This window comes from Flavobacterium mekongense (assembly GCF_047038255.1).
Lineage (GTDB): Bacteria > Bacteroidota > Bacteroidia > Flavobacteriales > Flavobacteriaceae > Flavobacterium > Flavobacterium mekongense.
In genome coordinates, this window is record NZ_CP174374.1 from 1,404,234 (window position 1) to 1,431,223 (window position 26,990).

Annotated in this window: 22 protein-coding genes; 21 read left to right on the plus strand and 1 reads right to left on the minus strand. The window is 37.7% G+C overall.

The features are described 5' to 3' along the window. Window positions 1-34 precede the first annotated feature (34 nt). Window positions 35-1,531: a sodium:solute symporter gene (locus ACJG85_RS05925; protein ID WP_412477143.1), complete on the minus strand. Its 1,497-nt coding sequence runs from the start codon at window positions 1,529-1,531 to the stop codon at window positions 35-37. Between the two features lie 142 nt (window positions 1,532-1,673). Between ACJG85_RS05925 and recR the strand changes: the two genes are divergently transcribed. The 21 genes from recR (at window position 1,674) to ACJG85_RS06030 (ending at window position 26,977) form a co-directional block, all read left to right on the plus strand. Further along, entirely contained in the window at window positions 1,674-2,294 is a 621-nt protein-coding gene (gene recR / locus ACJG85_RS05930) for a recombination mediator RecR (protein ID WP_412477144.1), read from the plus strand. 74 nt (window positions 2,295-2,368) lie between these two features. Continuing rightward, window positions 2,369-3,163 carry a polysaccharide biosynthesis/export family protein gene (locus tag ACJG85_RS05935; RefSeq protein ID WP_409677021.1) on the plus strand — a complete coding sequence of 265 codons (795 nt, stop codon included), beginning with the start codon at window positions 2,369-2,371 and terminating at the stop codon, window positions 3,161-3,163. 11 nt (window positions 3,164-3,174) lie between these two features. Beyond that, window positions 3,175-5,637 (plus strand): polysaccharide biosynthesis tyrosine autokinase, encoded by a 2,463-nt coding sequence (locus ACJG85_RS05940; protein ID WP_412477145.1) that lies wholly within the window; start codon window positions 3,175-3,177, stop codon window positions 5,635-5,637. Between the two features lie 3 nt (window positions 5,638-5,640). After that, window positions 5,641-6,627, plus strand: a complete 987-nt coding sequence (locus tag ACJG85_RS05945; RefSeq protein ID WP_412465135.1) for an SDR family oxidoreductase — start codon at window positions 5,641-5,643, stop codon at window positions 6,625-6,627. 13 nt (window positions 6,628-6,640) lie between these two features. Continuing rightward, entirely contained in the window at window positions 6,641-8,032 is a 1,392-nt protein-coding gene (locus ACJG85_RS05950; protein ID WP_412465136.1) for a UDP-glucose 6-dehydrogenase, read from the plus strand. Window positions 8,033-8,088: 56 nt separating this feature from the next. Further along, window positions 8,089-9,366, plus strand: a complete 1,278-nt coding sequence (locus ACJG85_RS05955; protein WP_412477146.1) for a nucleotide sugar dehydrogenase — start codon at window positions 8,089-8,091, stop codon at window positions 9,364-9,366. A 108-nt stretch (window positions 9,367-9,474) separates the two neighbouring features. Next, window positions 9,475-10,521 (plus strand): dTDP-glucose 4,6-dehydratase, encoded by a 1,047-nt coding sequence (gene rfbB / locus ACJG85_RS05960; protein ID WP_409677031.1) that lies wholly within the window; start codon window positions 9,475-9,477, stop codon window positions 10,519-10,521. Between the two features lie 12 nt (window positions 10,522-10,533). Next, window positions 10,534-12,036, plus strand: coding sequence for an oligosaccharide flippase family protein (locus ACJG85_RS05965; RefSeq protein ID WP_412465138.1), 1,503 nt, complete (start codon window positions 10,534-10,536; stop codon window positions 12,034-12,036). A 6-nt stretch (window positions 12,037-12,042) separates the two neighbouring features. Beyond that, window positions 12,043-13,320 carry a hypothetical protein gene (locus ACJG85_RS05970; protein ID WP_409677035.1) on the plus strand — a complete coding sequence of 426 codons (1,278 nt, stop codon included), beginning with the start codon at window positions 12,043-12,045 and terminating at the stop codon, window positions 13,318-13,320. Between the two features lie 10 nt (window positions 13,321-13,330). After that, entirely contained in the window at window positions 13,331-14,305 is a 975-nt protein-coding gene (locus ACJG85_RS05975; RefSeq protein WP_409677037.1) for a polysaccharide pyruvyl transferase family protein, read from the plus strand. Further along, window positions 14,305-15,378 (plus strand): glycosyltransferase family 4 protein, encoded by a 1,074-nt coding sequence (locus ACJG85_RS05980; protein ID WP_412477147.1) that lies wholly within the window; start codon window positions 14,305-14,307, stop codon window positions 15,376-15,378. Before ACJG85_RS05975 ends, ACJG85_RS05980 begins: the two co-directional genes overlap by 1 nt. Then, entirely contained in the window at window positions 15,378-16,580 is a 1,203-nt protein-coding gene (locus ACJG85_RS05985) for a glycosyltransferase (RefSeq protein WP_412465140.1), read from the plus strand. The genes ACJG85_RS05980 and ACJG85_RS05985 overlap by 1 nt, the downstream gene beginning before the upstream one ends. A gap of 95 nt (window positions 16,581-16,675) precedes the next feature. Further along, window positions 16,676-17,770: an EpsG family protein gene (locus ACJG85_RS05990; protein ID WP_409677043.1), complete on the plus strand. Its 1,095-nt coding sequence runs from the start codon at window positions 16,676-16,678 to the stop codon at window positions 17,768-17,770. A 9-nt stretch (window positions 17,771-17,779) separates the two neighbouring features. Then, window positions 17,780-18,673 carry a glycosyltransferase family 2 protein gene (locus tag ACJG85_RS05995; protein WP_412477148.1) on the plus strand — a complete coding sequence of 298 codons (894 nt, stop codon included), beginning with the start codon at window positions 17,780-17,782 and terminating at the stop codon, window positions 18,671-18,673. A gap of 13 nt (window positions 18,674-18,686) precedes the next feature. After that, a complete protein-coding gene (asnB, locus tag ACJG85_RS06000; protein WP_412477149.1) occupies window positions 18,687-20,627 on the plus strand; it encodes an asparagine synthase (glutamine-hydrolyzing) in 1,941 nt (646 codons plus the stop codon). 11 nt (window positions 20,628-20,638) lie between these two features. Then, window positions 20,639-21,721: a glycosyltransferase gene (locus ACJG85_RS06005; RefSeq protein ID WP_412477150.1), complete on the plus strand. Its 1,083-nt coding sequence runs from the start codon at window positions 20,639-20,641 to the stop codon at window positions 21,719-21,721. A gap of 12 nt (window positions 21,722-21,733) precedes the next feature. Further along, window positions 21,734-23,617, plus strand: coding sequence for an asparagine synthase (glutamine-hydrolyzing) (asnB, locus tag ACJG85_RS06010; RefSeq protein ID WP_412477151.1), 1,884 nt, complete (start codon window positions 21,734-21,736; stop codon window positions 23,615-23,617). Next, window positions 23,607-24,770: a glycosyltransferase family 4 protein gene (locus ACJG85_RS06015; protein ID WP_409677053.1), complete on the plus strand. Its 1,164-nt coding sequence runs from the start codon at window positions 23,607-23,609 to the stop codon at window positions 24,768-24,770. Before asnB (ACJG85_RS06010) ends, ACJG85_RS06015 begins: the two co-directional genes overlap by 11 nt. Further along, window positions 24,763-25,368, plus strand: coding sequence for a sugar transferase (locus tag ACJG85_RS06020; RefSeq protein ID WP_409677055.1), 606 nt, complete (start codon window positions 24,763-24,765; stop codon window positions 25,366-25,368). The genes ACJG85_RS06015 and ACJG85_RS06020 overlap by 8 nt, the downstream gene beginning before the upstream one ends. After that, window positions 25,368-26,342 (plus strand): ATP-grasp domain-containing protein, encoded by a 975-nt coding sequence (locus tag ACJG85_RS06025; RefSeq protein WP_409677057.1) that lies wholly within the window; start codon window positions 25,368-25,370, stop codon window positions 26,340-26,342. The genes ACJG85_RS06020 and ACJG85_RS06025 overlap by 1 nt, the downstream gene beginning before the upstream one ends. After that, the gene (locus tag ACJG85_RS06030; protein WP_412477152.1) at window positions 26,342-26,977 is read left to right on the plus strand and encodes an HAD family hydrolase; all 636 of its coding nucleotides are present in this window, start codon (window positions 26,342-26,344) and stop codon (window positions 26,975-26,977) included. Before ACJG85_RS06025 ends, ACJG85_RS06030 begins: the two co-directional genes overlap by 1 nt. Window positions 26,978-26,990: the final 13 nt, after the last annotated feature.

Sequence of the window (26,990 nt, forward strand, 5' to 3'; positions counted from 1 at the left end):
TTCCACTTCAATCAGGGCTAAACAGCAATCCGTTTTAGTATCGGGTATTTTCTGTCGCCGGTTTACTAATCAACAACAAGCCTATGAAGGTAATCAATCCGTTCACAATGATGAGCTCGTTATCTAACACATAGTTACCTAACAATTCCGCCGAGTATTTACTGATAAAGAAGCATATCGCCGGTGCCACCACGCAAACTATCGGAACCCATTTGTCGTGTACCTTTTTCGTTTTTACAAACAAGCCAAAGGCGTATAAACCTAACAGCGGGCCATAAGTGTAAGACGCAATTTTAAAAATCATTTTCACCACTGAGGCATCATTCACGGCGTTGAAAAAAACAATCACCAAAAACATCAAAAACGAAAAGCCCAAATGCACCCAATGACGCGTTCTGACAATGTTGGGTTTGTTTTGGTTTTCGGTTTTATCCATACCCAAAAAGTCCACACAAAAAGATGTCGTTAAGGCCGTCAAGGCACTGTCGGTTGTGGCAAAAGTTGCTGCAGTCAAGCCCAATAAAAACACTACTGCCGGTACAATGGTTAAATGATTAAAAGCAATTTCCGGGAACAACAAATCGGTGCGCGCCACGCCATCAACCATCGGCACTGCAATCCCGTTTTTCTCGGCATACAAATACAATAAAGCGCCAACGCTCAAAAAGAAAATGTTAATCAGTACAAAAATCCCGGTAAAGGTGAACATGTTTTTTTGGGCTTCACCAATGTTGGCACAGCTGAGGTTTTTCTGCATCAAATCTTGGTCTAAACCAACCATGGCAATGGTAACAAAAATGCCGCCCAGCACTTGTTTCCAAAAGTAATTGCCTTTCAAATAGTCTTCAAAAAAGAAGATTTTGGAGTAGTTACTCTCTTTAACCGTTTCAAAAGCATGTACCATAGACAAGTCTAAACTTTGACAGATAAAAATAATCGTCAAAAACACCGAAGACACTAAGAAAAAGGTTTGTAAAGTGTCGGTTATAATAATCGTTTTCAAACCGCCTCGATAAGTATAGGCGAAAATTAAGCCCAAAGAAATCAATACAGTAAGCGCAAACGGAATATTGAAAGCGTCAAAAACATAGCGCTGCAATACAATCACCACCAAATACAATCGGAAAGCAGAACCAATAGTGCGACTGATTAAAAAGATTGAAGCAGCGGTTTTGTAACTTACAGTGCCTAAGCGTTGCTCGATATAACCGTAAATAGAAGTGAGATTCATGCGGTAATACAAGGGCAACAATACCTTAGCAATAATTAAAAACCCTATGGCATTTCCCAATACAAACTGAAAGTATTTGAACTGTAAATCGGGATTGCCTACTTCGCCCGGAACCGAGATAAACGTTACGCCGGATAGCGCCGTTCCAATCATTCCGAAAGCTACCAAATACCATTTGGAATTTTTATTGGCTTTGAAAAAAGTGTCGTTATCGGTACCTTTTTTACTGACAATATTGGAAATCAATATCAGTAATCCGAAGTAAATAATGATGATGATTAAAATAGTGGTTGGCGTCATGAGTTTGTTTTTACAGTGAGCCAAAATACAAAATTAATGTATCGATTTTAAGATTTGAAGAAGTGAAAGTTTTAAGATGAGGTAATGCATTAATTTTCAAATTTTCAAATTGAATGATTTTCAAATTAACTACTTTTGCCTCATGGAATTTTCTTCAAAACTTTTGGAAAGTGCGGTCAACGAAATGGCACAATTGCCCGGAATAGGGAAGCGAACAGCCCTGCGATTGGTTTTACATTTGTTGAAACAGCCGGCAGAACAAACACAATTTTTAACGCAGGCTTTAACGGCCATGCGTGAGGAAATTAAGTTTTGTAACTCATGCCACAATATTTCTGATGTTACCGTTTGTGAGATTTGCAATAATGCGGCAAGAAACCATAAAATTATTTGTGTGGTCGAAGATGTTCGCGATGTTATGGCCATCGAAAACACCAACCAGTTCAAAGGAATTTACCATGTTTTGGGGGGCAAAATTTCGCCTATAGACGGTATTGGTCCCGGTCAGTTAAATATCAATTCTTTGGTTGAAAAAGTCAAGTCGGGCCAAACCGAGGAATTAATCTTTGCTTTAAGCTCAACAATGGAAGGCGATACCACAAATTTTTATATCTTCAAACAAATCAAAGATTTTGAAGTTAAAATCTCAACCATAGCCCGTGGAATTGCCGTTGGAGATGAGTTAGAATATGCCGATGAAGTGACTTTGGGACGCAGCATTTTAAACAGGATTCCGTTTGAAAATTCTTTAAAAAATATATAGTAAAATAAAATAGGCTACATTTTTGTAATTAGAATTGAAAAACTATCTTTGTTTGCAATTTTTTTTAATAAGTAATGAACAGAATCACCCTATATATTCTCTTACTATTCAGTTTATTTTTTACTTCTTGTATCCCTTCCAAAGACTTGATTTATCTGCAGGAAAACAGCAAAAGTACTTCAAGTCAGCCTGTTGAATCGGTTACGCTAAAACCCTACAGATTACAAATCAACGATATCTTAAACATTAAAATCAAGGCCATTGACCCCGAATTGGTCGAGATTTTCAACGTAACTGCCCAAACCCAATCTGCTACCGGAGGAAATGAATTGAGCAACTATTTTAACGGTTACTCTGTGGATGATCACGGGAACATAAGATTGCCTATTTTAGGGGAGTTGAATGTTTTAGGAAGAACTTTAGAAGAAGTAACCAATATCATTGAAAGCCGATTACTAAAGGAATATTTTAACAAAGAAGCCGGTGTTTTTGCCGTAGTAAAGTTGGCCGGATTTCGATATACCATCAACGGTGAAGTTAATACTCCGGGTACTAAAGTGCTTTATCAAGACCGAGTGAATTTAATGGAAGCTGTTGCTAATGCAGGTGATATTACCATAACCGGCGACAGAAAAAATGTGAAAGTGATAAGGAGAAATGCCACAGGGAATGAAACTTTTTCGGTAGATTTAACCGATTCGAACGCTTTTAACTCTCCGGCTTTTAACTTGCAACCTAATGATTATATATTGGTTAATCCGGTGAAACAAAAAACTTGGGGAACCGGTAAAACAGGTATCGAATCATTATCCACAGTGATTACTATATTGTCTTTGGCCACAACGACTTTCTTATTACTTAAAAACTAAATTCTTTATTCATGCTGGACATAAAAGATTTTTCTTTTTTCGAAAAACAAAATAGCTTTGATTTTAAGAGTTTTTTAATCAAGATTGTCAGTTATTGGAAGTGGTTTTTAGTATCGTTGATTGTAACTTTTTCCATTGCACATCAGGTTAATGTTAGAAAGCAGAAAATTTTCGGGATAGGTACTACCATAGCGGTTAAGGAAGAGAATAACCCTTTTTTTACCTCTAATACGAGTTTGGTTTTTAATTGGGGCGGAACTTCAGACAAAGTGCAAATGATTTCCACCACTTTAAAGTCCAGATCTCACAATGAATTGGTAGTTGATGAATTACAGTTTTATACCGATTATTTGATCAAAACCGACTATTATCTTAAAGATGTTTACGGTCAGGTTCCGTTTAAAATTACAGTTGATAAAACTAAAGGGCAATTGCATGAGCAGTTTATCAAAGTAAAACTTACCTCTGCCGATACGTACCAAATTGCGGTTTCAATTCCTTCTAATACTACCAATGTAATCAAGTATTCGGATAACTCTGTTACCAATATTCCTGTTTTTGAAACAGAGATAGTGAAGAAATACCGTGTTGGGCAACAAGTGAATTTGCCTTTTTTGAATTGGAAATTAGAACTCACAAAAGCTCCTGCCGATTTTATCGGGAAAGAAATCCTAATCCGTTTCAATTCTTTTGACGAAACAGTAACAACCTACAAAGGGTTAGAAGTAGAAATCGACGTTAGAGCCGGTTCTATTATTCGTTTGGGTATGCAAGGCACCAACAAAGAGCGAATGGTTGATTACCTCAATGCTACGGTTTTGAAATTGATTGAAAGACAATTAGAACAAAAAAACAAGTTTGCCGACAATACGATTGCTTTCATTGACGAAACCTTACAAAGAATGGAAGGTGAACTTAAAGATTCCGGGGAAGACCTCAAAGATTTCAGTCGAAACAACAATATCTTAGACATTGAAGATAAAGGCGCTAACTTCAAACAGCTGTTAACGGAAAATGATATTAAGAAGCAAGAAGTAGAACGCAAATTGGCCTATTTAAATTCGTTAAAATCGTATCTAAACGGCAGTGTTGATTTTTCCAAGTTACCGGCGCCAACCGTAGCAGGTATAGAAGAGCCTAATATTGTTAACAACGTGGCTAAGTTGATTGCCTTGTCTATCGAAAGATCTAACATGGTTTATTCTGCCAAAGGCAATATTTTTTATGAGCGTATTGATAACGAAATCCAATCGGTTAAGAAAGTATTGCTCGAGAATGCCAATTCACTTAAAAATGCTTTACAGTACGACTTGCGACAAGTGGATACAAAACTCAGTCAGTTAGAAAGCGAGGTCAAAAAGCTACCTGAAACCAATCAGGCGTATTTGAACATTTCCCGCAAATACGATTTGAGTAATAACATTTACAATACCTATTTGCAAAAAAGAAGTGAAGCGTCTATTGTAAAAGCGGCCAACTTATCCGATATTCAATTTATTGATCCGGCCAAAGATGTAGGTGGCGGATTGTTAGGGCCAAAAACAGCGGTTAACTATGTGTTAGCCTTCTTTATAGGTTTGTTTATTCCTTTGGTCATAGTGTTCTTCATCTTCTTCATCAGTAATTCTATTCAAAATATTGATGATATTTCAGCTATCACTCAAATTCCAATCATCGGAATTGTAGGTGTGAAACACACAGAATCTAATTTGTCTGTTTTTGAACGACCGAAGTCGGCTTTGTCTGAGTCATTCCGGGCGATTCGTTCTTCACTCCAATTTTTATACAAAAAGCAAAGTTCTGAAGGCGCTAAAACTTTAATGTTGACATCCTCGGTCAGCGGTGAAGGTAAAACGTTCTGTTCTATTAATATTGCCACTGTTTTTGCTTTGAGTGAAAAGAAGACAATCATTTTGGGACTTGATTTACGCAAACCCAAAATCTTCGACGACTTTAATATTCGAAATGATATTGGTGCTGTAAATTATTTAATCGGACAAAAATCATTAGAGGAAGTGATTCAAAGCACACACATTCCTCATTTGGATGTGATAACTTCAGGACCTATTCCTCCAAATCCTTCTGAGTTGATTTTGGGTGAAAGCATGAAAGAAATGATTGAAACTTTGAAAAGAACTTATGATTACATTGTTTTGGATACACCGCCGGTAGGACTGGTGTCTGATGCCTTGGAATTAGCACAATACAGTGATGTTACCTTATACATTGTCAGACAAAATTTCACCAAAAAGGAAATGTTAACGCTCCTAAACAACCGAACCAAACGAGGTGAATTAAACAATATCAGTATAGTATTCAACGGTTACGAAAATAAAGCCAAGTACGGAACGGGTTACGGTTACGGCTATGGTTATGGCTATGGTTATGGCTATGGCTATTCCAACGGTTACCATGAAGATGACGAGCCAAGAGGCTTTTGGGCCAAAATGAGATATAAATTATTCAAGAAATAAAGCATGAGCGCAGTATCTAAATCGGTTTTGATTACCGGAGGTGCCGGTTTTATCGGGTCTAACCTTTGCGAGTACTTTTTGCAAAAAGGATACCGTGTGACTTGCTTGGATAATTTTGCTACCGGACACCGCTACAATATTGAGCCCTTTTTAAGTAATGAAAATTTTACTTTAATCGAAGGAGATATAAGAGATTTAGATACCTGCAGAAATGCGGTTACAGCGGTTGATTATGTTTTACATCAAGCGGCTTTGGGTTCTGTTCCACGTTCGATTAACGATCCTATTACAAGCAATGATGTCAATGTCAGCGGCTTTTTAAATATGTTAGTTGCTTCAAGAGATGCCGGAATCAAACGTTTTGTTTATGCTGCCAGTTCTTCCACCTATGGCGACTCGGAAAGCCTTCCCAAAGTGGAAGATAAAATCGGAAAACCGCTATCACCTTATGCGATTACCAAATATGTAAACGAGTTATACGCCGATATTTTTGCCAAAACCTATGGTTTAGAAACTATTGGCTTGCGTTATTTTAATGTTTTCGGAAGAAGACAAGATCCTAACGGTGCTTATGCAGCAGTTATTCCGAAGTTTGTGATGCAATTGGTAAAGCACGAAAGCCCTATAATTAATGGTGACGGCAATTACTCCAGAGATTTCACTTATATTGATAATGTGATTCAAATGAATGAATTGGCCATGACCACAAAGAATCCTGAAGCTTTGAATACGGTTTACAATACTGCTTTTGGCGACAGAACTACGTTGAATGATATGGTGCATTATTTAAAATTATATTTGTCTGAATTCGACGCGGCTATTGCAGACGTAGCCGTAGTTCACGGCCCCAACAGAATAGGGGACATTCCTCATTCATTGGCCAGTATTGACAAAGCCCGAAAATTATTGAATTACCATCCCGAATTTTCTTTTCAACAAGGCTTAAAAGCTGCAGTTGCTTGGTATTGGGAAAATTTAAAAAAAGAATAAATTACACTTTAGAATGAAGATAACTAATATTTGTTGTATTGGAGCCGGATACGTAGGAGGTCCGACTATGGCAGTTATAGCCGAGAAATGCCCACATATCAAAGTAACTGTGGTAGATTTAAATGAAGCGAGAATTGCGGCTTGGAATGATACAGATATCAATAATATTCCGATTTATGAACCGGGATTGAATGAGATAGTAGGAAAGGCAAGAGGCCGAAACCTTTTCTTTTCAACCAACGTTGATAAGGCAATAGACGAAGCAGAATTAATTTTCATTTCGGTAAATACACCCACCAAAACTTACGGTACCGGAAAGGGAATGGCCGCCGATTTAAAACACATTGAATTGTGTGCTCGTCAAATTGCAAAAGTGGCTAAAAACGATAAAATTATCGTAGAAAAGTCTACTTTGCCGGTTAGAACGGCCGAAGCCTTAAAAAGTATATTAGACAATACCGGTAATGGTGTTAAATTTCAAATTCTCTCTAATCCTGAATTCTTGGCCGAAGGAACAGCAGTACAAGATTTGTTAAATCCTGACAGGGTTTTGATTGGTGGAGAAACTACAACTGATGGCCAGAAAGCAATTGAAGCTTTGGTAGAGGTTTATGCAAATTGGGTACCTCGTGAAAGAATTTTGAAAACCAATGTTTGGTCTTCCGAATTATCAAAATTAACGGCTAATGCTTTTTTGGCGCAACGAGTTTCATCTATTAATGCCATTTCTGAGCTGTGTGAAAAAACAGAGGCTAACGTAAACGAAGTTGCCAAAGCCATCGGAATGGACAGTCGTATCGGTTCTAAATTTCTTAAAGCTTCTGTTGGTTTCGGAGGTTCTTGTTTCCAAAAAGATATTTTGAACTTGGTTTACATTTCAAAAGCTTTCGGTTTGAATGAAGTGGCCGATTATTGGGAACAAGTCATCATTATGAATGACCACCAAAAGAGACGTTTTTCAAAAAACATAGTGCAAACCCTTTACAATACCGTTTCGGGTAAAAAAATTACTTTCTTAGGCTGGGCTTTCAAAAAAGACACTAATGATACCCGTGAGTCAGCTGCGATTTATGTAGCAGACGACCTAATCAATGAGCAAGCCAAAATTGCCCTTTACGATCCTAAGGTTGAGCAAAAACAGGTATTGTCAGATTTGAATTATTTGGACACCCGCCAACCTGAAGAAAATGCCAACAGTATTGCAACTTTTAAAAACCCGTATGAAGCGTGTGCAGATGCTCATGCCATTGCTATTCTAACCGAGTGGGATGAATTTAAAGAATACGATTGGCAAAAAATTTATGACAGCATGTTAAAACCGGCATTCGTATTTGACGGCAGAAATTTGTTAGACGCCGAAAAAATGAGAACCATAGGGTTTGTTTATCAATCTATTGGTTCTTAATTAAATAAGTATCTTTGTGGCCAACTAAAAAGAGTTAAATCAGTTAATATTTTTTCATGAATACCAAAATTGCAGTAATAGGATTAGGATATGTAGGACTACCATTAGCCAGATTGTTTGCTACCAAGTATCCGGTCATAGGATTTGACATCAATCAAAATCGAATCAACGAATTGAATTCGGGGGTTGATGCTACTTTGGAAGTTAGTGAAGACTTGCTAAAACAAGTTCTGGTGTCTCAGCCTACCGATTCAAAAGGCCTTTTCTGCAGCTGTGCAATTGACGATATCAAAAGTTGTAATGTCTATATAGTAACGGTACCCACTCCGGTAGACAAAAATAACAGACCTGATTTGACTCCTTTATACAAGTCGAGTGAAACCGTTGGGAAAGTCTTGAAAAAAGGGGATATTGTTATTTATGAATCTACCGTTTATCCCGGAGTAACAGAGGAAGAGTGTATTCCGGTGTTAGAAAGAGTAAGCGGTTTGCAATTCAACACCGACTTTTTTGCCGGCTATTCACCGGAGCGAATCAATCCGGGCGATAAAGAGCATACCGTTGAAAAGATTTTGAAAGTTACATCGGGGTCAACACCGGAAATCGGTCAAAGAGTTAATGATTTGTACCAATCCGTAATCACGGCCGGAACACATTTGGCGCCTTCGATTAAAGTTGCCGAAGCCGCTAAAGTAATAGAAAATTCACAGCGTGACATCAATATTGCCTTTGTTAACGAGCTGGCTAAAATTTTTAATTTACTGGAAATTGATACCCACGCCGTGTTAGAAGCCGCCGGAACCAAGTGGAACTTTTTGCCTTTCAAACCGGGCTTAGTAGGTGGACATTGTATTGGGGTTGATCCTTATTATTTAGCCCAAAAAGCACAAGAAAAAGGGTATCATCCGGAGATTATTTTGGCCGGTAGAAGGTTAAATGACAGTATGGGTGAATATGTGGCTTCTCAAGTAGTGAAGTTAATGATTAAAAAAGGAATCACCATCAATAAAGCCAAGTTACTGATGATGGGTATAACTTTCAAAGAAAACTGTCCGGATGTTCGCAATACCAAAATAGTTGATGTTGTACATGCTTTAGAAGATTATGGTATCGAAGTTACCATTTTTGATCCTTGGGCAAAACCAGAAGAAGTAAAACACGAATATGGCTTAACTACCATTAACAACTTGCCCAACAGTACTTTTGATGCTATAGTGTTGGGTGTAGCGCACAAAGAGTTTACCGAAATCAACTTTTCTAAATTAAAAAATACCAACGGCGTTATATTTGACGTAAAAGGTGTTTTAAAAGAGAATGCGGATGCGCGTCTCTAATATTAAAATGAGCTTTCCTTTTTTCAAAGTTTAAGCTTTTAATGAATCAAGGTTTTCTACCGGAAAACCATAAGCATATGCTCAAAATACCCTTTTAATTTTATTAAAATGAAAAAGATTTTAATTACAGGTGGCGCAGGATTTATCGGATCTCATGTAGTGAGAAGATTTGTACTGAACTACCCAGACTATCATATTTACAATTTAGACGCTTTAACGTATGCCGGTAATCTTGAGAATATTACCGACATTGAGAAATGCGATAATTATACTTTTATCAAAGGCGATATTGTTGATGCAGATTTCATCAACCAATTATTCCAAGAATACCAATTTGATGGTGTGATTCACTTGGCTGCAGAATCACATGTTGATCGTTCTATTACTGATCCGTTGGCTTTTGTAAAAACCAATGTTTATGGTACCATGAACTTACTCAACGCGGCCAAAACCATTTGGAAAGACAATACACAAGGCAAGCGTTTTTACCACATCAGTACCGATGAGGTTTACGGAACTTTAGGTGCGACCGGTTTGTTCACGGAAATGTCTCCTTATGCTCCTAATTCTCCCTATTCGGCGTCAAAAGCCAGTTCCGATCATTTTGTTCGTGCTTACGGAGAAACTTATGGTTTGCCTTATGTGATAACCAATTGTTCTAACAATTACGGTCCCAATCATTTTCCTGAAAAATTAATCCCGCTTTTCATTAACAACATCATGACCAACAAACCTTTACCGGTTTACGGTGACGGAAAATATACCCGTGATTGGCTTTTTGTAAAAGATCATGCGATTGCCATTGATTTGGTTTTCCACCAAGGAAAAAACCACGAAACCTACAATATCGGAGGTTTTAACGAATGGCAAAATATCGACCTGGTAAAGTTGTTGTGTCAAAAAATGGATGAAAAATTAGGCAGAACTCCGGGAACATCGGCTCAATTGATTACTTATGTAAAAGATCGTCCGGGTCACGACTTGCGTTATGCCATAGACGCCACAAAAATCAATAGCGAATTGGGTTGGAAACCATCAGTTACTTTTGAAGAAGGTTTATCCCAAACCATAGATTGGTATTTGGCTAATGAAGACTGGCTTAAAAATGTCACTTCGGGGGCCTACCAAAGCTACTACGAAAAGCAGTATTCATAAAATACACCAAGTATGAGTCAACTCAAAAAAGGAGCTATTTTATCCTATGTCACCATCATCTTAACCAATGGAATAGGATTAGTATTAACTCCTTTTATGATTCAAAAGTTAGGCGATTCGGAGTACGGTTTGTACACTCTGATCGGCTCATTAATCGGCTATATCAGTATATTGGATTTTGGTCTCAACAATGCAATCGTACGTTTCGTTGCTAAATATCGCGCCCTCGAAGACCGTAAAGGGGAAGAGAATTTTTTGGCAACCACGATGCTGATTTACACGGTCATTGCAACCTTAATTTTAGCTGTCGGGGTATTTTTGTATTATCATTTGGAAACAGTTTTTACAAAGCTAACACCCGAGGAGCTCGACAAAGCCAAAATCATGTTTGGGATTCTTATTTTCAATCTCACCATTACGCTACCGGGTGGCGCATTTGCCGCTATAGCTAATGCCTACGAGCATTTTGTATTTCCCAGAGTTTTGAATATAGTGAAATACCTGGTGCGCTCATTACTTCTGGTAGCAATTCTAATTTGGGGTGGTGATGCTGTGTCTGTGGTTATTTTAGATACCATTATTAATTTATTAGTCATAGGCATCAATGCTTTTTATGTTTTTCAAAAGTTGCGGGTTAGCTTTAAGTTGCATAAAGTTGAACTGGCTTTGGTTCGAGAAATATTTAATTATTCCTTCTGGATATTTGTTTTTGCCATTATGGGGCAATTCCAATGGCAATCAGGTCAGGTAATATTGGGTATAGTTTCCGGAACTACGGCTGTGGCTATTTATGGAGTAGGGATAATGTTAGGCACTTATTACGGTACTTTTTCAACGGCTATATCCAGCGTTTTTTTACCTCGAGCAACCCAAATGACAGCCCTTGACGCTACGGGTGCGGAATTAACTGCAATGATGATTCGCATCGGTCGTTTCTCACTCATTACTCTTTTAATGATACTCGGTGGTTTTTTGCTTTACGGGCAACAGTTTATTCAACTTTGGGTAGGGAAGACTTATCAAAATTCTTGGCTGATCGCCTTGATTATCATGGTGTCTTACACTTTGCCATTGGTACAATCTTTTGCCAATTCTATACTGGAAGCCAAAAGTACTTTTGCGTTTAAAGCTACTACCTATATTACTTTGATAGTTTTAGGAACCATATTAGGCTATTTTTTGATAGAAAAATGGGGTGTTTTTGGTTTGATTTCGGGCACCACTTTAGGCTGGATTATCAGTCAGTTTATCATGAATATCTATTACCACAAGGTTTTAAAGCTAAATATCTCACTTTTTTTCAAAGAATTATTCCGTAAAATCTTTCTCACTTTCCTGCTCACGGTTGGTTTAGGTTTTGTTTTAAATTTCCTGCCCGGATCAGATTGGCTGAATTTAATGGTAAAAATTTCAGTCTATGTAGTGCAATTTTCGTTTCTCATGTTTACTTTTGGTATGAATCAAACGGAAAGAGATACGATAAAAAGTATGCTTCCTAAATTTTTAACTCGTTAAGGTTAAATGCTGACATTAGATAATATAGTTTACTCCAATGATGGAAGAAGAATGACTTATCAGTACGCTTACGATAAGTCTTTAGCAAAATATTTCAGTAAGAAAGAAACCTATTATGTCGAATACCACGAAGACATTTCTTCTCTGCCTGAAAGCATCAATGTAATTCCGTTTTTAGCCAACATTATGCCCATTGCCTGGTTTGTAGGGTTTGATGTGCATGTCAAGGAGTTGGACGAAACTTTTTACCATTCCTTGCAAAGTTTAAAGCAGGAATTTGCCATACATTTTCCGCAAATAAAAGCCGATACTAAATTGCATGTAGGCAAAACGGTTGCTAATGTACTGCCAAAAGAAGATTTTGCCCTGCTGTTCAGCGGTGGTTTGGATGCCTTTGAATCGCTTACCAGAAATTTGGATAAAAACCCGTATCTCATTTCCGTACTTGGAGCTGATATTGAGGTAGAAGATCAGAAAAGATGGAATGATTTTAAAAGATTCAATCAGGAAGAAGCCATTATCAATAAAGACCGTCTTTGCTATGTGGAATCCAATTTAAGAACCTTTTACACTTACGAAGTAGATTTGTTGGTTGGTGTTGGTTGGTGGGGAAAAATCCAACATGGTATGGCTTTGCTTAGTTTGATTGCACCTTTAAGTGCGCTTTATGGTATCACTACTACCATGATTGCTTCTTCCAATACGATTGAAGTAAATTTCGGTTGGGGTTCTACCTCAGAAACTGATGAAAAAGTAAGATGGGCCAATCAAAAAGTGATACACGATGGTTTTCACCTCAGAAGAACACAGAAAATCGAAAACATAGTAGCTTTTGCCCAAAAAACCGGTCACCAAGTTAAGCTAAGAGTATGCTACTCTGAGTGGCGAACAGGTTACAATTGCAGTCGCTGTACCAAATGCCAACGCACTATGTTAGGTTTTATTTTAGAAGGCGCTAACCCAAATGACTATGGTTTTGTTGTTCCATCCGATTTTTATGAACTGATTTTAAAGAACTTCGATAAAGATTCGATGATGACTGTAGGCGTTAAATACGAGTGGCAGTGTTTGCAAGACAAGGCAAAACAAATTCAAAAGCCTTTTATCCTCAAAGAAGAGTCGGTTGAGATGACTAAATTCAGTACTTTTGCCAATCTTGATATAGATGGTATTGTTAATAAGAATCAACACAAGTTGCAAAAAAGCAGGGAATGGAAGTTTGTGATTATCAATAAATTCCCCAAACTATTCAACTTTTACCTCAAGCTAAGACAAAAAATATAAAGCAATCAACATGAAGTACGGTATATTTTCATACGATGAGAACAAAATTTTTTTCAACGTTGGCGACAACATTCAAAGTTTAGCTGCCAAGCAGTTTATGCCTCGCGTAGATACTTACATCAATCGTGAACGTTTGGCCGATTATCACGGAGAAAAAATGAAAGTTATCATGAATGGATGGTTTACACACAATTACAACAATTGGGTGCCTTCTGAAGATATAGAACCTTTGTTTGTTTCTTTCCACGTTAACAATACCGCTGCTCCCGGAATGTTAAATGACAAAGGAATTGCTTACTTAAAAAAACACGAGCCTATTGGTTGTCGTGATCAGTTCACCGCCGATTTGCTAAAATCCAAAGGGATAGAGGCTTATTTTTCAGGTTGTTTGACCTTAACATTGGATACTTATAAGGCAGATGATTCGGAACGAGGTGAAGACATATACATTGTAGATCCTTTGTACAGTTATCCTCGTTGGGAAAAAGTAACGATGGATTGGAAGTGGTTTGTGAAGAGCATTTTGAACGGAAAGCTGTTCCAACTCGGTAAAAAGAAAAAGCATCTGAAGCATTTTATCAGTCCCGATTTATTAAAGTCGGCCATCTATATCAACCAAGAACCACCGGCCAATACTTATAATGATGAGCAAAAGTTTGCCATGGCGGAAGATTTATTGCACAAGTACGCTAAGGCCAAATTAGTCATTACTTCTCGTATTCATTGTGCTTTACCTTGTTTGGCGATGGGAACTCCGGTGATTTTTGTGAATGGATTTGACAGTTTTGTAGATTCCTGTCGTTTTGATGGCATTTTAGAGTTGTTCAACCGAATTGATATCAATGCTAAAACCGGAGCGTTTACGGCTAATTTCCCTCTTGAAGGAAAGATTACCAAAGATACTATCGTTAAAAATTTAGGCAAGCATCATGCATTGGCGGAACCTTTAAAAGAAAAGTGCCGCGCCTTTATTAACCAACCCTAATGAAGCTATTATACATTACCAACGGAATTAACGGCTCGGGCGGTCTCGAACGAGTGCTGTCTATCAAAACTTCCCGATTGGTAGAAGATTACGGTTATGAAGTTCATATTATCGTACTCAATAATGGCCATTTGAATCCTTTTTACAACTTCCATCCTGAAATTACTTTCCATACAATCAACGCTACTCGAAAAGGAATCTTTTTTTTAATAGACTATGTTTCCCAAATAAAAAAAAGTGTTGGGCAGCTTAACCCTGATATTGTTTTGGTTTGTGATGACGGTCTAAAAGGTTTTTTTCTACCGAAATTGTTAGGAAAGAATAGACCCATAATCTATGAAAGACATGCCTCGGTGGCCATCAATACCGGTAATCGTTTTTATGGTAGATTAATGAAAGGACTGATGCGCTCTTTAGCCTCCGATTTCAACAAATTTGTGGTGCTAACCCCATCCAATATCAACGAATGGAAATCGAATAATGTAATTGTTATTCCCAATCCGCTCACATTTTACCCCGAAAGTTCGGCCACTTTAGCCACAAAAAAAGTTATTTTGGTGGGTTCACAATCTTTGGTAAAGGGCTATGACAGCGCGATTAAGATTTGGCATCAAGTGTGTAAGTCTCATCCCGATTGGGAATTGCATTGTTATGGTAAAAGAGACAGTCAGAATCGTTTTGAAGAGGAAGCCAAGCAATTGGGAGTAACCCAAATGTATTTTCACGATGCGGTAAAAAATATTGAAGCAAAATATTTGGAATCCTCTTTGTTAATTTTACCTTCTCGCTCCGAAGGTTTCGGAATGGTGTTAATTGAAGCCATGGCGTGTGGTGTCCCGTGTATCGCTTTTGATTGTCCTAGTGGACCAAGTGATATTATCACCCAAGGCCAAGATGGTTTGCTGATTCAAAATGGCAATAATACTGCTTTTGTCGAAGGATTAACCCATCTTATAGAATACGAAACCATGCGTAAGCAAATGGGCTTGGCAGCCAAGCAAAATGCCCAACGCTACCTGCCGGAAAATATAGTTAAACAATGGGACGAACTATTTAAATCTCTTTCTAACTAATGCGGATTTTGTTGATTATTCCATATGGTGGTGTAGGTGGTATTGAGAGATTAGCGCTCAATTTTTACAATTTCTATAAATCCAAAGGTTACGAGGTTAAGGTTTTAAAAATTATCAAGTTGCCAACTGATATAGTCAATTTTGGTGAAGACGAATACTCGCTTTCGAATATTGATTTTAGCGGCATGGGACGATTGGAACGCTTGTTTTTTTATGTAAAAGCACCCTGGAAGCTTCGTCAAATTATCCAAAAAAACAGGTTTAATTATTCTCTGGGTTTTGGCGATATGTCTAATATTTTCAGCTCTTTAACTTTTACCAAAGAATATAAAATTGTAAGCATACATTCAACAAAGAGCAAGGAGTTTACCGATAATACTTTTTTAAATCGATTGTCAAAACTGAGTTATAAAACTTCTTATTACTTTTTAGATAAGGTCGTTTGTATCAGTAAAGCGATAAAAGAAGATTTACTTCAAAACTGTGGTTTTGCTTTTCCAGAAAAACTGAAAGTAATTTACAACCCGCACCATATAGCCGAAATTGAAAAGATGGCAGAAATTCCTTTGGAAACTGAAGAAGAGAAGAAAATTTTCCAAAAGAAAACAATACTTTTTTTAGGACGCTTAACCACTGTAAAATCGCCATGGCATTTGCTAAAAGCATTTAGTTTGTTGAAAAATGCCGATTGTAATTTGGTTTTTGTTGGTGATGGTGCACCGGATGTACTCGAATATATGAACCAATTGGTTGGTCAATTAGGCCTCAATGAAAAGGTGTTTTTTTTAGGACGAAAGGCCAATCCGTATCAATACTTAAAGCAGGCTTCAGTTTTAGCCCTTTCCTCAAAATATGAAGGCACTCCCAACGTAATAGTTGAGGCAATAGCATGCGGCATACCGGTGGTGTCTTCAAATTGTACCGCCGGACTTCCGGAATTGATGAGCAATTCATTGTTGGAAAAAGATGGAGATTTAGTCATTACTGAGTCGGGTATCATAACACCTACTTTCTTCGATAATAAAATTGCGCTACCGGAAAACAACCATTCTACCCAAGAGGAACAAGTTTTTGCCGAAGCATTAGAAAGGGTTTTGTATGATACAAAATACGCTGAAAATTTAATAGCAAACAGAACAACTTTGTTACAGAAATACGACCTAGAGAAAGTGGCTCTTGCGTATTTAAATCAGAATAATTAATCTTTTAGTAATGCACTAAAAGGTAAAAAATGATAACTTGCGATAGTTAGTAGTTTAACATTAAGAAAAGACTTTAAAAACAGATAAAGCTACCTATGATTGAATTTATACCAATAGAATACTACACCACTGTGTATTTGAACATCATGTTGTTGTTTACATTGGTTATCTTTTTACGTGCTTATCAATTCAAACTGGCAGATAGTGTGAATTTAAAAAGTCATAGTTTTTATGAAGTCTTTTTGCTGGTTTTTGTTACGCTATACATGGGTTTTAGGCCGGTAAGTTATGAGTTTGGCGACATGGGAACCTATGCCAAGTTATACGATGATTTTCAGAATTATGGGTTTATGGAAACCCAAGGCGACCCTTTGTTTTACTTCTTTATGAAATCGTGTTCCAAGATTTTTCCTGTTGAAGTGTTTTTCCTGATTTGCGCCGCACTCTACATAATTCCTCTTTATTATGCCTCCAAAAAGCTGTTTGGAGAATACAGCTTTTACGCTTTTTTTATGTTGATTGCCTCATTGAGTTTTTGGGCTTACGGAACAAACGGAATCAGAAATGGTTTGGCCACATCCTTCTTTTTGTTGGCCATTACCAGAAATAGTCGGGCGGTCAAAATAGCGTTATTTGTTTTGGCTTTGGGTGTGCACCAATCTATGCTTATCCCATTGGTAATGTATATCTTTACCTCATTTTATAAGAACACCAAGTACATCTTTCTGTTTTGGTTGTTGTGTATTCCGTTATCACTGATTTTAGGAAAGCAGTTGGAGAGCTTCTTCCTCAGTTTGGGCTTTGGTGATGCCGATAAAATTCAGGGCTATTTCGTAGAAGATGAAGAAATTTTGGAAGAGTTCAGTGCCATTGGATTTCGTTGGGATTTCTTGTTGTACAGTATTAGCGGAGTTTTTACAGGGCTATATTTTATCTTCAAGAAAGAATTTGAAGACGAGTTTTACCGGCATATCATCAACTTGTATTTGATGACCAATGCTTTTTGGATTTTAGTAATCAGAGCAAATTTCTCCAATCGTTTTGCTTACTTGTCTTGGTTTTTGTTGGGTGTAGTTATTATTTATCCGTTTTTAAAAAGAATGTTTTTCAAAGAACAACACCAAATAATAGGTAAAATAATTCTCGCTTATTTCTTGTTCACCTACGTATTAATGATATTTACAGCCTAATTAATCATCATGAAACGCATAACTGTTTTTACGCCCACTTACAACAGAGCCTATTGTTTGCATCAAGTTTATGATAGTTTGTTACGCCAAACTTGTCAGGATTTTATTTGGCTGGTTGTTGACGATGGCTCAACCGATAATACTCGAGAATTAGTTCAAAGTTGGATTGATGAACGCAAAATAATGATACACTATGTGTATCAAAATAATTTGGGGATGCATGGCGGTTACAACACGGCATATAGTATGATAGATACCGAGTTAAACGTTTGTATGGACTCGGACGACTTTTTTACTGACCAAGCTATCGAAAAGATTTTAAACCATTGGGACGAATACGGTAACGATACTTATGCCGGATTGGTAGGCTTAGATGCTACATTAGACGGAAAGGTATTAGGCGCATGGTTCCCCAAAGATTTAAAAAGCGCCACTTTAGAGGATTTGTATCACAAATACAAAATCAACGGCGACAAAAAACTGGTTTATCGCACTGCGGTAGTTAAAAGTTTTCCGCCCTATCCTATCTATCCGGGAGAGAGTTTTGTGCCTCTTGGCTCATTGTATGTTCAAATTGATAAACAATACGAATTACTTTGTTTGAATGAGATTTTGTGCTTGGTCGAATATATGGAAGATGGCTCTACTCGCAATATTTTCAGACAGTATCGAAGACATCCAAGAGGATTTCGCTATTCAAGAGTAATCGAAATGAAGTACTCAGGTTACGCTATTGTTAAAATTAAAGCCATCATTCATTTTATTGCTAACAGTTTGCAATTGAAAGAATTCAACTATTTTGGCAAAAATAAATACCCAATCTTAACCTATCTTTTCTTTCCTTTGGGGCTATTGCTGTATTTTTACATCAAAAGAAAAAACAAACTCATTGCCAAAAGCTAACTCCATCTAACCTATGTGCGGAATTGCCGGTTTTATTACTCCAGAAAAATGGGATTTTAATCATGTATTGAACAACATGGTTCAAAAATTGCACCACCGAGGTCCAGACAGCAAAGGAACTTGGTTTGATGCCGATTTCGGATTGGGTTTAGGCCATGCCAGATTGTCGATTATCGATTTAACACCAACCGGTCATCAGCCCATGGAGTCTGTTTCCGGTCGATATATGATGGTTTTTAATGGCGAAATATACAATCATTTGTCTATAAGAAAAGAACTCGAAAAGACCGAAAATATTAATTGGCGAGGTACTTCTGATACAGAAACTTTACTCTATGGTTTTGAAACTTGGGGTTTGGATGCTACCATACAAAAATGTAAAGGAATGTTTGCGGTGGCCCTGTGGGACAAAAAAGACAAAACACTAACGCTCGTTCGGGACAGAATGGGAGAGAAACCCCTTTACTATGGTTATGTTGGACAAAGTTTTGTATTTGCTTCCGAACTCAGCGCTATCAAAGCAGTCCCACAATTTACCAATACCGTTGATAAAGGAGCTTTGGCCTTGTTCATGTCTTATGCTTCTGTACCTGAACCATTCTCAATCTACAGCGGTATTCATAAATTACCTTCCGGAGCCAAACTAACATTAGCTTACGGACACAAGCAACCGATAATTTCACAGTATTGGTCGGTAGAATCCTTAACCAATCGTGCGGTTAATCCGCTGTACCAAGGTAGTGCCGATGAAGCTGTTAATACCTTGGAAAATTTGCTTTGTGAAGCGGTTAAGCTGCAAACCATTTCCGATGTGCCCATCGGTGCTTTTTTGTCGGGCGGGGTAGATTCGAGTTGTATAGCAGCCTTAATGCAATCTGTTTCATCACACAAAATTGATACTTTTTGTATCGGATTTGATAAACCTGAATACAACGAAGCCCAATATGCCAAAGAAGTGGCCAAACACTTAGGAACACAACACCACGAAACCTATGTAACCGATAAAGAAGCCTTGGATATTGTGCCGCTCTTGAGTTCAATTTATTCGGAACCTTTTTCAGAAGCGTCTCAAATACCCACTTTTATGGTGGCTAAGATTGCCCGTCAAAAAGTTACGGTAAGTTTGTCGGGAGATGCCGGGGACGAATTATTTGGGGGTTATTCTCGCTATCAATTGGCCAATAATACCTGGTACAAACTCAATAAGATTCCCAAAGGTTTAAGAAAGACCGCTCATGCCGGAATTAATACATTGCCTTATGACTTTTGGTACACTTTATTGCTGCCGCTAAAAGGGAAAAGAAATAAAATCAATCTGCCGGTTAATTTTGCGGATAAACTCTTCAAAGGGTTGCCGATGTTAACAGTTAACGACCGAAAAGAGTTTTATCACAAAGGTTTGATGAATCACAATCCCGATTTAAAACATTGGTTGCCTGGTGTTGAACGCCCAATGACTAAGTTTGATACCAACCAAATCCTGTCGGATAACTTTTTTGATGAAATGATGGCGACCGATTTGATTACTTATCTGCCTAATAACAACTTGGCCAAAGTAGACCGAGCAGCTATGGCTAATTCTTTGGAAACCAGAGTGCCAATGTTAGATCATAGCGTTGTGCAATTTGCCCTTTCATTACCGGTAAATTATAAAGTTCAAAACGGAACCGATAAATGGATTTTAAGGCAAGTGCTTTATAAACATGTACCGAAACATTTAATAGAACGCCCTAAAATGGGCTTTGCAGTACCGCTCGAAGATTGGTTGCGCGGTCCACTGAAAGAGTGGGGAGCGGCGTTATTAGATCCTAAAAAGCTAAAAGAAGGCGGATTTTTTGACGCCGATTTTATCACAAAAAAATGGGGGGAATTCCAATCCGGAAAACGCAATTGGCAAGGTCAGTTGTGGGATGTTATGATGTTTCAGGCTTGGTTGGAAAACAATAAACTTTAATCGCTTTTGTCATGAAGATACTCAGAGTAATAAATTCCCTTGACATTGGCGGTGCCGAACGTTCCATAGCCGGGAATGTTCCTTTGCACATTCAAAATGGTTTTGACATGGATGTGCTTTTGCTCAACGGTAAAGAAACTTTCTTTCAATCAGAGCTTAAAAATAAAGGTATAAAAGTTTTTTCATTAGGCCAAAATAACAATATCTATAATCCCATACTGGTTTTTAAACTCATGAAGTTTATCCGTCAGTATGATGTAGTTCATGCCCATTTATTTCCGACTATTTATTGGGTTGCTTTTGCTAAAATGTTTTCATTCAGTTCCGTAAAATTGGTGTTTACCGAACATGATACTCACAATAGAAGACGCCATAATTTTTTATTGCGATTGGTAGACAAAATCGTTTACAGACAGTTTTCAACCATCATTACCATATCCAATGCAGCGGCTCACAACTTAGCCACTCATTTGGGCTTTAATCATACCATGACCACCATTTACAACGGTATCGATTTGAATAAGGTTAGGGCCGAAGCGACCATTGTAAACCCTGATTTACAAAAACTGTTTTTACATAAAAAACCATTGGTACAAATCGCCGGATTCAGAGACCAAAAAGACCAAGACACGGTGATCAAAGCTCTCACTGTATTGCCGCAAGAGTTTATAGCGGTTTTTGTTGGAGAAGGCAAGCGAATGGAAACTTGTAAAGCACTGGCCGAAGAACTAAAAGTAGCTGACCGTGTTTTTTTTATGGGACTTCAAAGTCAAGTAGGTTCCATTATCGGTTTGGCCGAATTTGTTGTGATGTCAAGTCATTGGGAAGGTTTTGGCAGGGCGGCTGTAGAAGGAATGGCTTTGCGCAAACCGGTTTTAGCATCTAATGTTTCCGGTTTAGCCGACGTGGTTTCCGGAGCCGGATTATTGTTTGAAGTGGGCGATTATCAATCTTTAGCGGATAGTATTCTCCAACTTTCATCCAACAAGCAATATTATGATGAGGTGGCTGCCAAATGTTACGACAGGGCCGAAATATATGACATCAAACACATGGTTCAGGCCTACGAAAAAGTATACAATCAACTGAGATAAAAAGAAGTTAGTATGTGCGGAATTAATGGTTTTCTCTCTAAAACAACCAAGGAGTCGGATAATTGGCTCAAGCGAATGAATGATACCATTATTCATCGTGGTCCTGATGAAGATGGGTTTTATACAGAAAACTTCAACGGGACAACATTGGGTATGGCCATGAGACGCCTTTCCATAATTGATCTTACTTCGGGAAAGCAACCTATTTTTACTGCCGATAAGTCTAAAGTTATTGTCTTTAACGGTGAAATTTACAATTTTAAATCACTGCGTGAAACGCTCATAACCAAAGGCTATACTTTTTACACGAGCTGTGATACAGAGGTAGTCGTGAATTTATACGACTGTTACGGAACAGCAGCCTTTTCTATGTTAGACGGAATGTTTGCTTTTAGTTTGTTAGACAAAACCACCAATACATTATACATAGCCAGAGATTTTTTCGGCGAAAAGCCACTGTATTATTTTCAAAATCAGGATACCCTTATCTGGGCTTCTGAGCTAAAATCGATTTTGGAAATTTTGCCATCAAAACCGGAGATTGATTCTACGGCTTTGAACTTGTTTTTGCAACTTACTTACATTCCGGCGCCTTACTCCATCTTTAAAAGTATCAAGAAATTAGAGGCCAATCATTATATGACTGTTGATTGTAATACTATGGAAACTAAAGTGTTTTCTATTCCGCAGTCTAAGAAGCAATATCAAATTGCAAATAAAAATGAAGCGATTCAAGTTACGCACGATTTGGTTCAAGAAAGTGTGGCTTCCCGATCGATATCCGATGTGCCGTTAGGTACTTTTTTATCCGGCGGCGTTGATTCTTCCATCGTATCATTGTGTTTGGCGCAACAATCCGACCGAAAAATTGAGACTTTCTCTATCGGTTTTGATAAAAAATCTTTTGATGAATCTGAGAAATCTCGTGCTGTGGCCAAGCTCATCAACAGCAACCACCATGAATTTGTGATTGGAGAACAAGACCTAAAAGCCAATCTCAGCGAAATTATTTTGAACTTTGACGAGCCTTTTGCAGATTCTTCCGCTTTGGCCTCTTATGTAGTAGCTAATAAAACCAAGCAATATGTAACGGTTGCCCTTACCGGCGACGGCGGAGATGAGGTTTTTGGCGGCTACAACAAATATTATATGGGCAAATTAAACCACCGATACACTTCGTTGATGCCCGAAGCTATTCACAAAAGTATTCTCAAAATGGCCGATGTTTTGCTCAAAACTTCAGAAGATAACAGAGGCAAAAGATTCAAAGCCAATCGTTTGCTGAAAGCCATCAATTACCAAGGGGATTTTTACTATAACATCATATCCTTAGGTTTTCAGGAGGAAGAAATACCATCATTACTCAATCACTCTTACAACGTGCAACAACCGCTGCACTATTACAAGTCATTAATAGGTGATCACAATAAAACCCTCACGGATTTCAGAAATATTGACTTGCATTTAAGTTTGGAAGGCGATATGTTGGTTAAAGTAGACAGAACCAGTATGCTGACTTCCTTGGAATGCAGAGCGCCCTTTTTGAATAAAGAAATTTGGAATTTTACCAACCAACTTCCCGAAGATTATCTTCTGAACGGCTGGGATAAAAAACACCTTTTAAAAGAGGCCTTTAAAACTTATTTTCCAAAAGATTTTCTGAATAAATCTAAAAAAGGTTTCGGTGTACCCGTTGGGGATTGGTTGAAAAGCCAGCTAAAAAATGAACTACTGCACTATACTGCGTCCGAGTTTTTGATAAAGCAAGGCATTTTTAACCCAACTGTTGTTACCCAATTGGTACAAAACCACTTGAGTGGTAAAATTGATAATACCTTTAGGGTGTGGACATTGTATTGTTTTCAAAAATGGTATGTGAATTACTATGGAGCCTAAAAAAGAACTCGTCCGAATTACCACTGTACCCATTTCATTGGAAAAACTGCTAGCCGGTCAGTTGCGCTATATGAGTAATTTTTATCGGGTTATTGCTGTTTCTTCAGAAAAAGAGAATCTGGAACGATTGGGCAAAAATGAAAATGTGGCCACATTTTATGTTCATCTCACGAGAAAAATCACACCTATAGCCGACCTAAAAGCGCTCTTTCGATTGTATTTTTATTTTCGAAAAACGAAACCGGCTATTGTTCATACACACACCCCAAAAGCCGGAACCATTGGCATGTTGGCCGCTAAGTTAGCCGGTGTAAAAATCCGATTGCATACCGTTGCCGGATTGCCTTTGCTCGAAGAATCAGGCAAAAAACGTAAAATTTTGAATTGGGTTGAAAGGCTTACTTATGCCTGTGCTACTAAAGTATATCCGAATTCTATCGGGTTGCAAGAGATTATTATAGAAAACCGATTTTGCAAACCTAACAAACTAAAGGTTATTGCCAACGGTAGTTCTAACGGGATTGATACCGAATATTTTTCGAGAAAGCACTTTTCAGAAGGAACTTTAAGTCAGTTGCAAAAAACATTAGGGATTGAACCCGAAGATTTTGTGTTTGTTTTTGTTGGCAGATTAGTCAAAGATAAAGGCATCAATGAGTTGGTTCAAGCCTTTAGCAAGTTGCATCAGGAACACCAAAACCTAAAGTTATTATTGGTAGGAGATTACGAAACCGATTTGGATCCGTTGCACCCGAACACCTTAACACTCATCAGTTCTAATCCAAATATCATTTCAACCGGTTTTCAATCGGATGTCAGACCTTATTTTTGTTTGAGTCAGGCACTGGTTTTTCCTACATACCGAGAAGGTTTTCCCAATGTGGTTATGCAAGCCGGAGCACTTGAATTGCCAAGTATAGTTACCAATATTAATGGATGTAACGAAATTATTGTAAACGGTAAAAACGGGCTTATCATTCCTGTTAAAGAGGAAAATGCTATTTTTGAAACTATGAAGTATTTAATCAATCATCCGGAAGATTTAGCCACCATGAAAAAAAATGCCCGAGAGATGATTGAAACGCGATACAAGCAACAACTGGTATGGGAAGCCTTATTGGAAGAATATAAAACATGGGAACAACATGTATAAGTCATTTTTTAAAAGAGTAATCGATTTTACGGCGGCTTTAATCGGATTTGCGGTTTTGTTTCCGCTATTTCTGCTCATTGCTTTTTTTTTAGCAATGGCTAACGATGGTAAACCTTTTTTCTTTCAACGCAGACCCGGCAAAAACGGAAAAGTTTTCAGTATTATCAAATTCAAAACAATGAATGACAGAAAAGATGCTGCCGGAAAACTGTTGCCCGATGAAGTCAGGCTGACCAAGATTGGAAAGTTTGTCCGAAAAACATCGTTAGATGAAATTCCGCAATTACTCAATGTAATCAAAGGCGATATGAGCTTAATCGGACCTCGCCCTTTGTTAACCGATTATTTGCATTTGTACAATGAATTTCAAAACCGTCGTCACGAAGTCCGCCCCGGAATTACCGGTTGGGCTCAAGTGAATGGCAGGAATGCTATTTCGTGGGATAAAAAATTTGAGCTTGATGTTTGGTATGTAGATAACATCAGCTTTGTTTTAGATTGTAAAATATTAATTAAAACGGTTCAAAAAGTAATCAAAAGTGAAGGCATCAATGCTGAAGACGGAAATACCAAGGAACCATTTAATGGCTATAATTGATGAATAATATTTTAATTACTTCAGCAGGAAGAAGAGTATCCTTAGTCCGTTTTTTTCAAAAAGAATTGAAGAAAATATACCCCGATGCAAAAGTGTTTACCACCGATGCTAAACCGGAGTATGCCGCAGCCTGTCAGGTTTCCGATGCTTCTTTTGCCATGCGAAGAGTAACCGAAAAAGAATATGTCCAAGAGTTATTGAATTTGTGTTTAACACAAGGGATAAAGTTGGTCATCCCTACCATAGATACCGAGTTATTGGTTTTGGCACAGTCAAGAGCTCTTTTTTCAAACCACGGAATAACGCTGTTGGTGTCCGATTACGACTGTGTCCAAGTCTTTCGAGATAAGCGGCTAACGCATCGTTTTTTTCAGGATTACCGTATCAATCATGCCAAAGAATATACCAAGACAGATTACCAATTACCGCTTTATATCAAGCCTTATGATGGTAGCCGAAGTGTTGATAATTATGTTATTATGAGTCGGGAACAACTAACAGATTATCATTTTTCCAACGATAAGCTGATGTTTTTAGAGTACTTAGATCATAAAGAACATACTGAGTTTACGATTGATTTGTATTACGACAAAGCTTCAGTCTTAAAATGTGTGGTACCAAGACAAAGGATTGAAGTTCGCGACGGAGAAGTCAACAAAGCCATTACCAAAGCGCCTTTTTTTATGGAAGAGTTGACTCAAAAATTGCATAGCATACCCGGTTTTAGAGGTTGTATTACCTTACAAGTTTTTGTGAACCAACAATCTCAATCCATTTATGGGATAGAAATCAATCCGAGATTTGGCGGTGGTTATCCGCTCAGTTATTTGGCCGGAGCCAATTTCCCGCAGTGGCTTATTCAAGAATATCTGACCACCGATGACGAGATTCCTTTTTTTAACGATTGGGAACAAAACCTGATGATGTTGCGTTATGATGATGAGGTCTTGGTACATAATGTGAATTCCTTGTAATGATGAGTGCTACTGTTGTCTTTGATTTAGATGATACTTTAGTTAAGGAGATCGATTATTTGAAATCGGCTTTCAAAGCTATTGCTCTCAGGGTTGATCCTACCAGCGATACTTTGTTTGATCAAATGATGCTATGGTACCAAAACAAAGACAATGTTTTTCAAAATATAGAAAACCTTTATGGTTTTTCGGTCAATGAACTCAAACAACAATACCGTACCCATCTTCCCGATTTTACCCAATATAAAGGAGTGTCGGAGCTGTTGCGGAAATTTAAAGAAAAAGGTTGTTTCGTAGGATTGATTACCGATGGATACAGCCTTACGCAAAGAAATAAACTTAAAGCATTAGGTGTTGAGGAGTTGTTTGATTTAATAGTAATATCTGAGGAATTCGGCAGTGAAAAGCCCAATGAAGACAACTATAAAATCTTTCATCAGTTTGATACTAAAAACTATTATTATATTGGAGATAATACAGCAAAAGATTTTGTAACGCCTAATCGATTGGGTTGGGTTTCCGTTTGTTTGTTAAGCAACGGTAAAAACATCCATCCACAAGATTTTACTAAAGAAACTGTATATTTGCCTCAAAGGACTATTACCGAACTAAAAGAACTTTTTACCTTTATTTAACAACCACTCATCC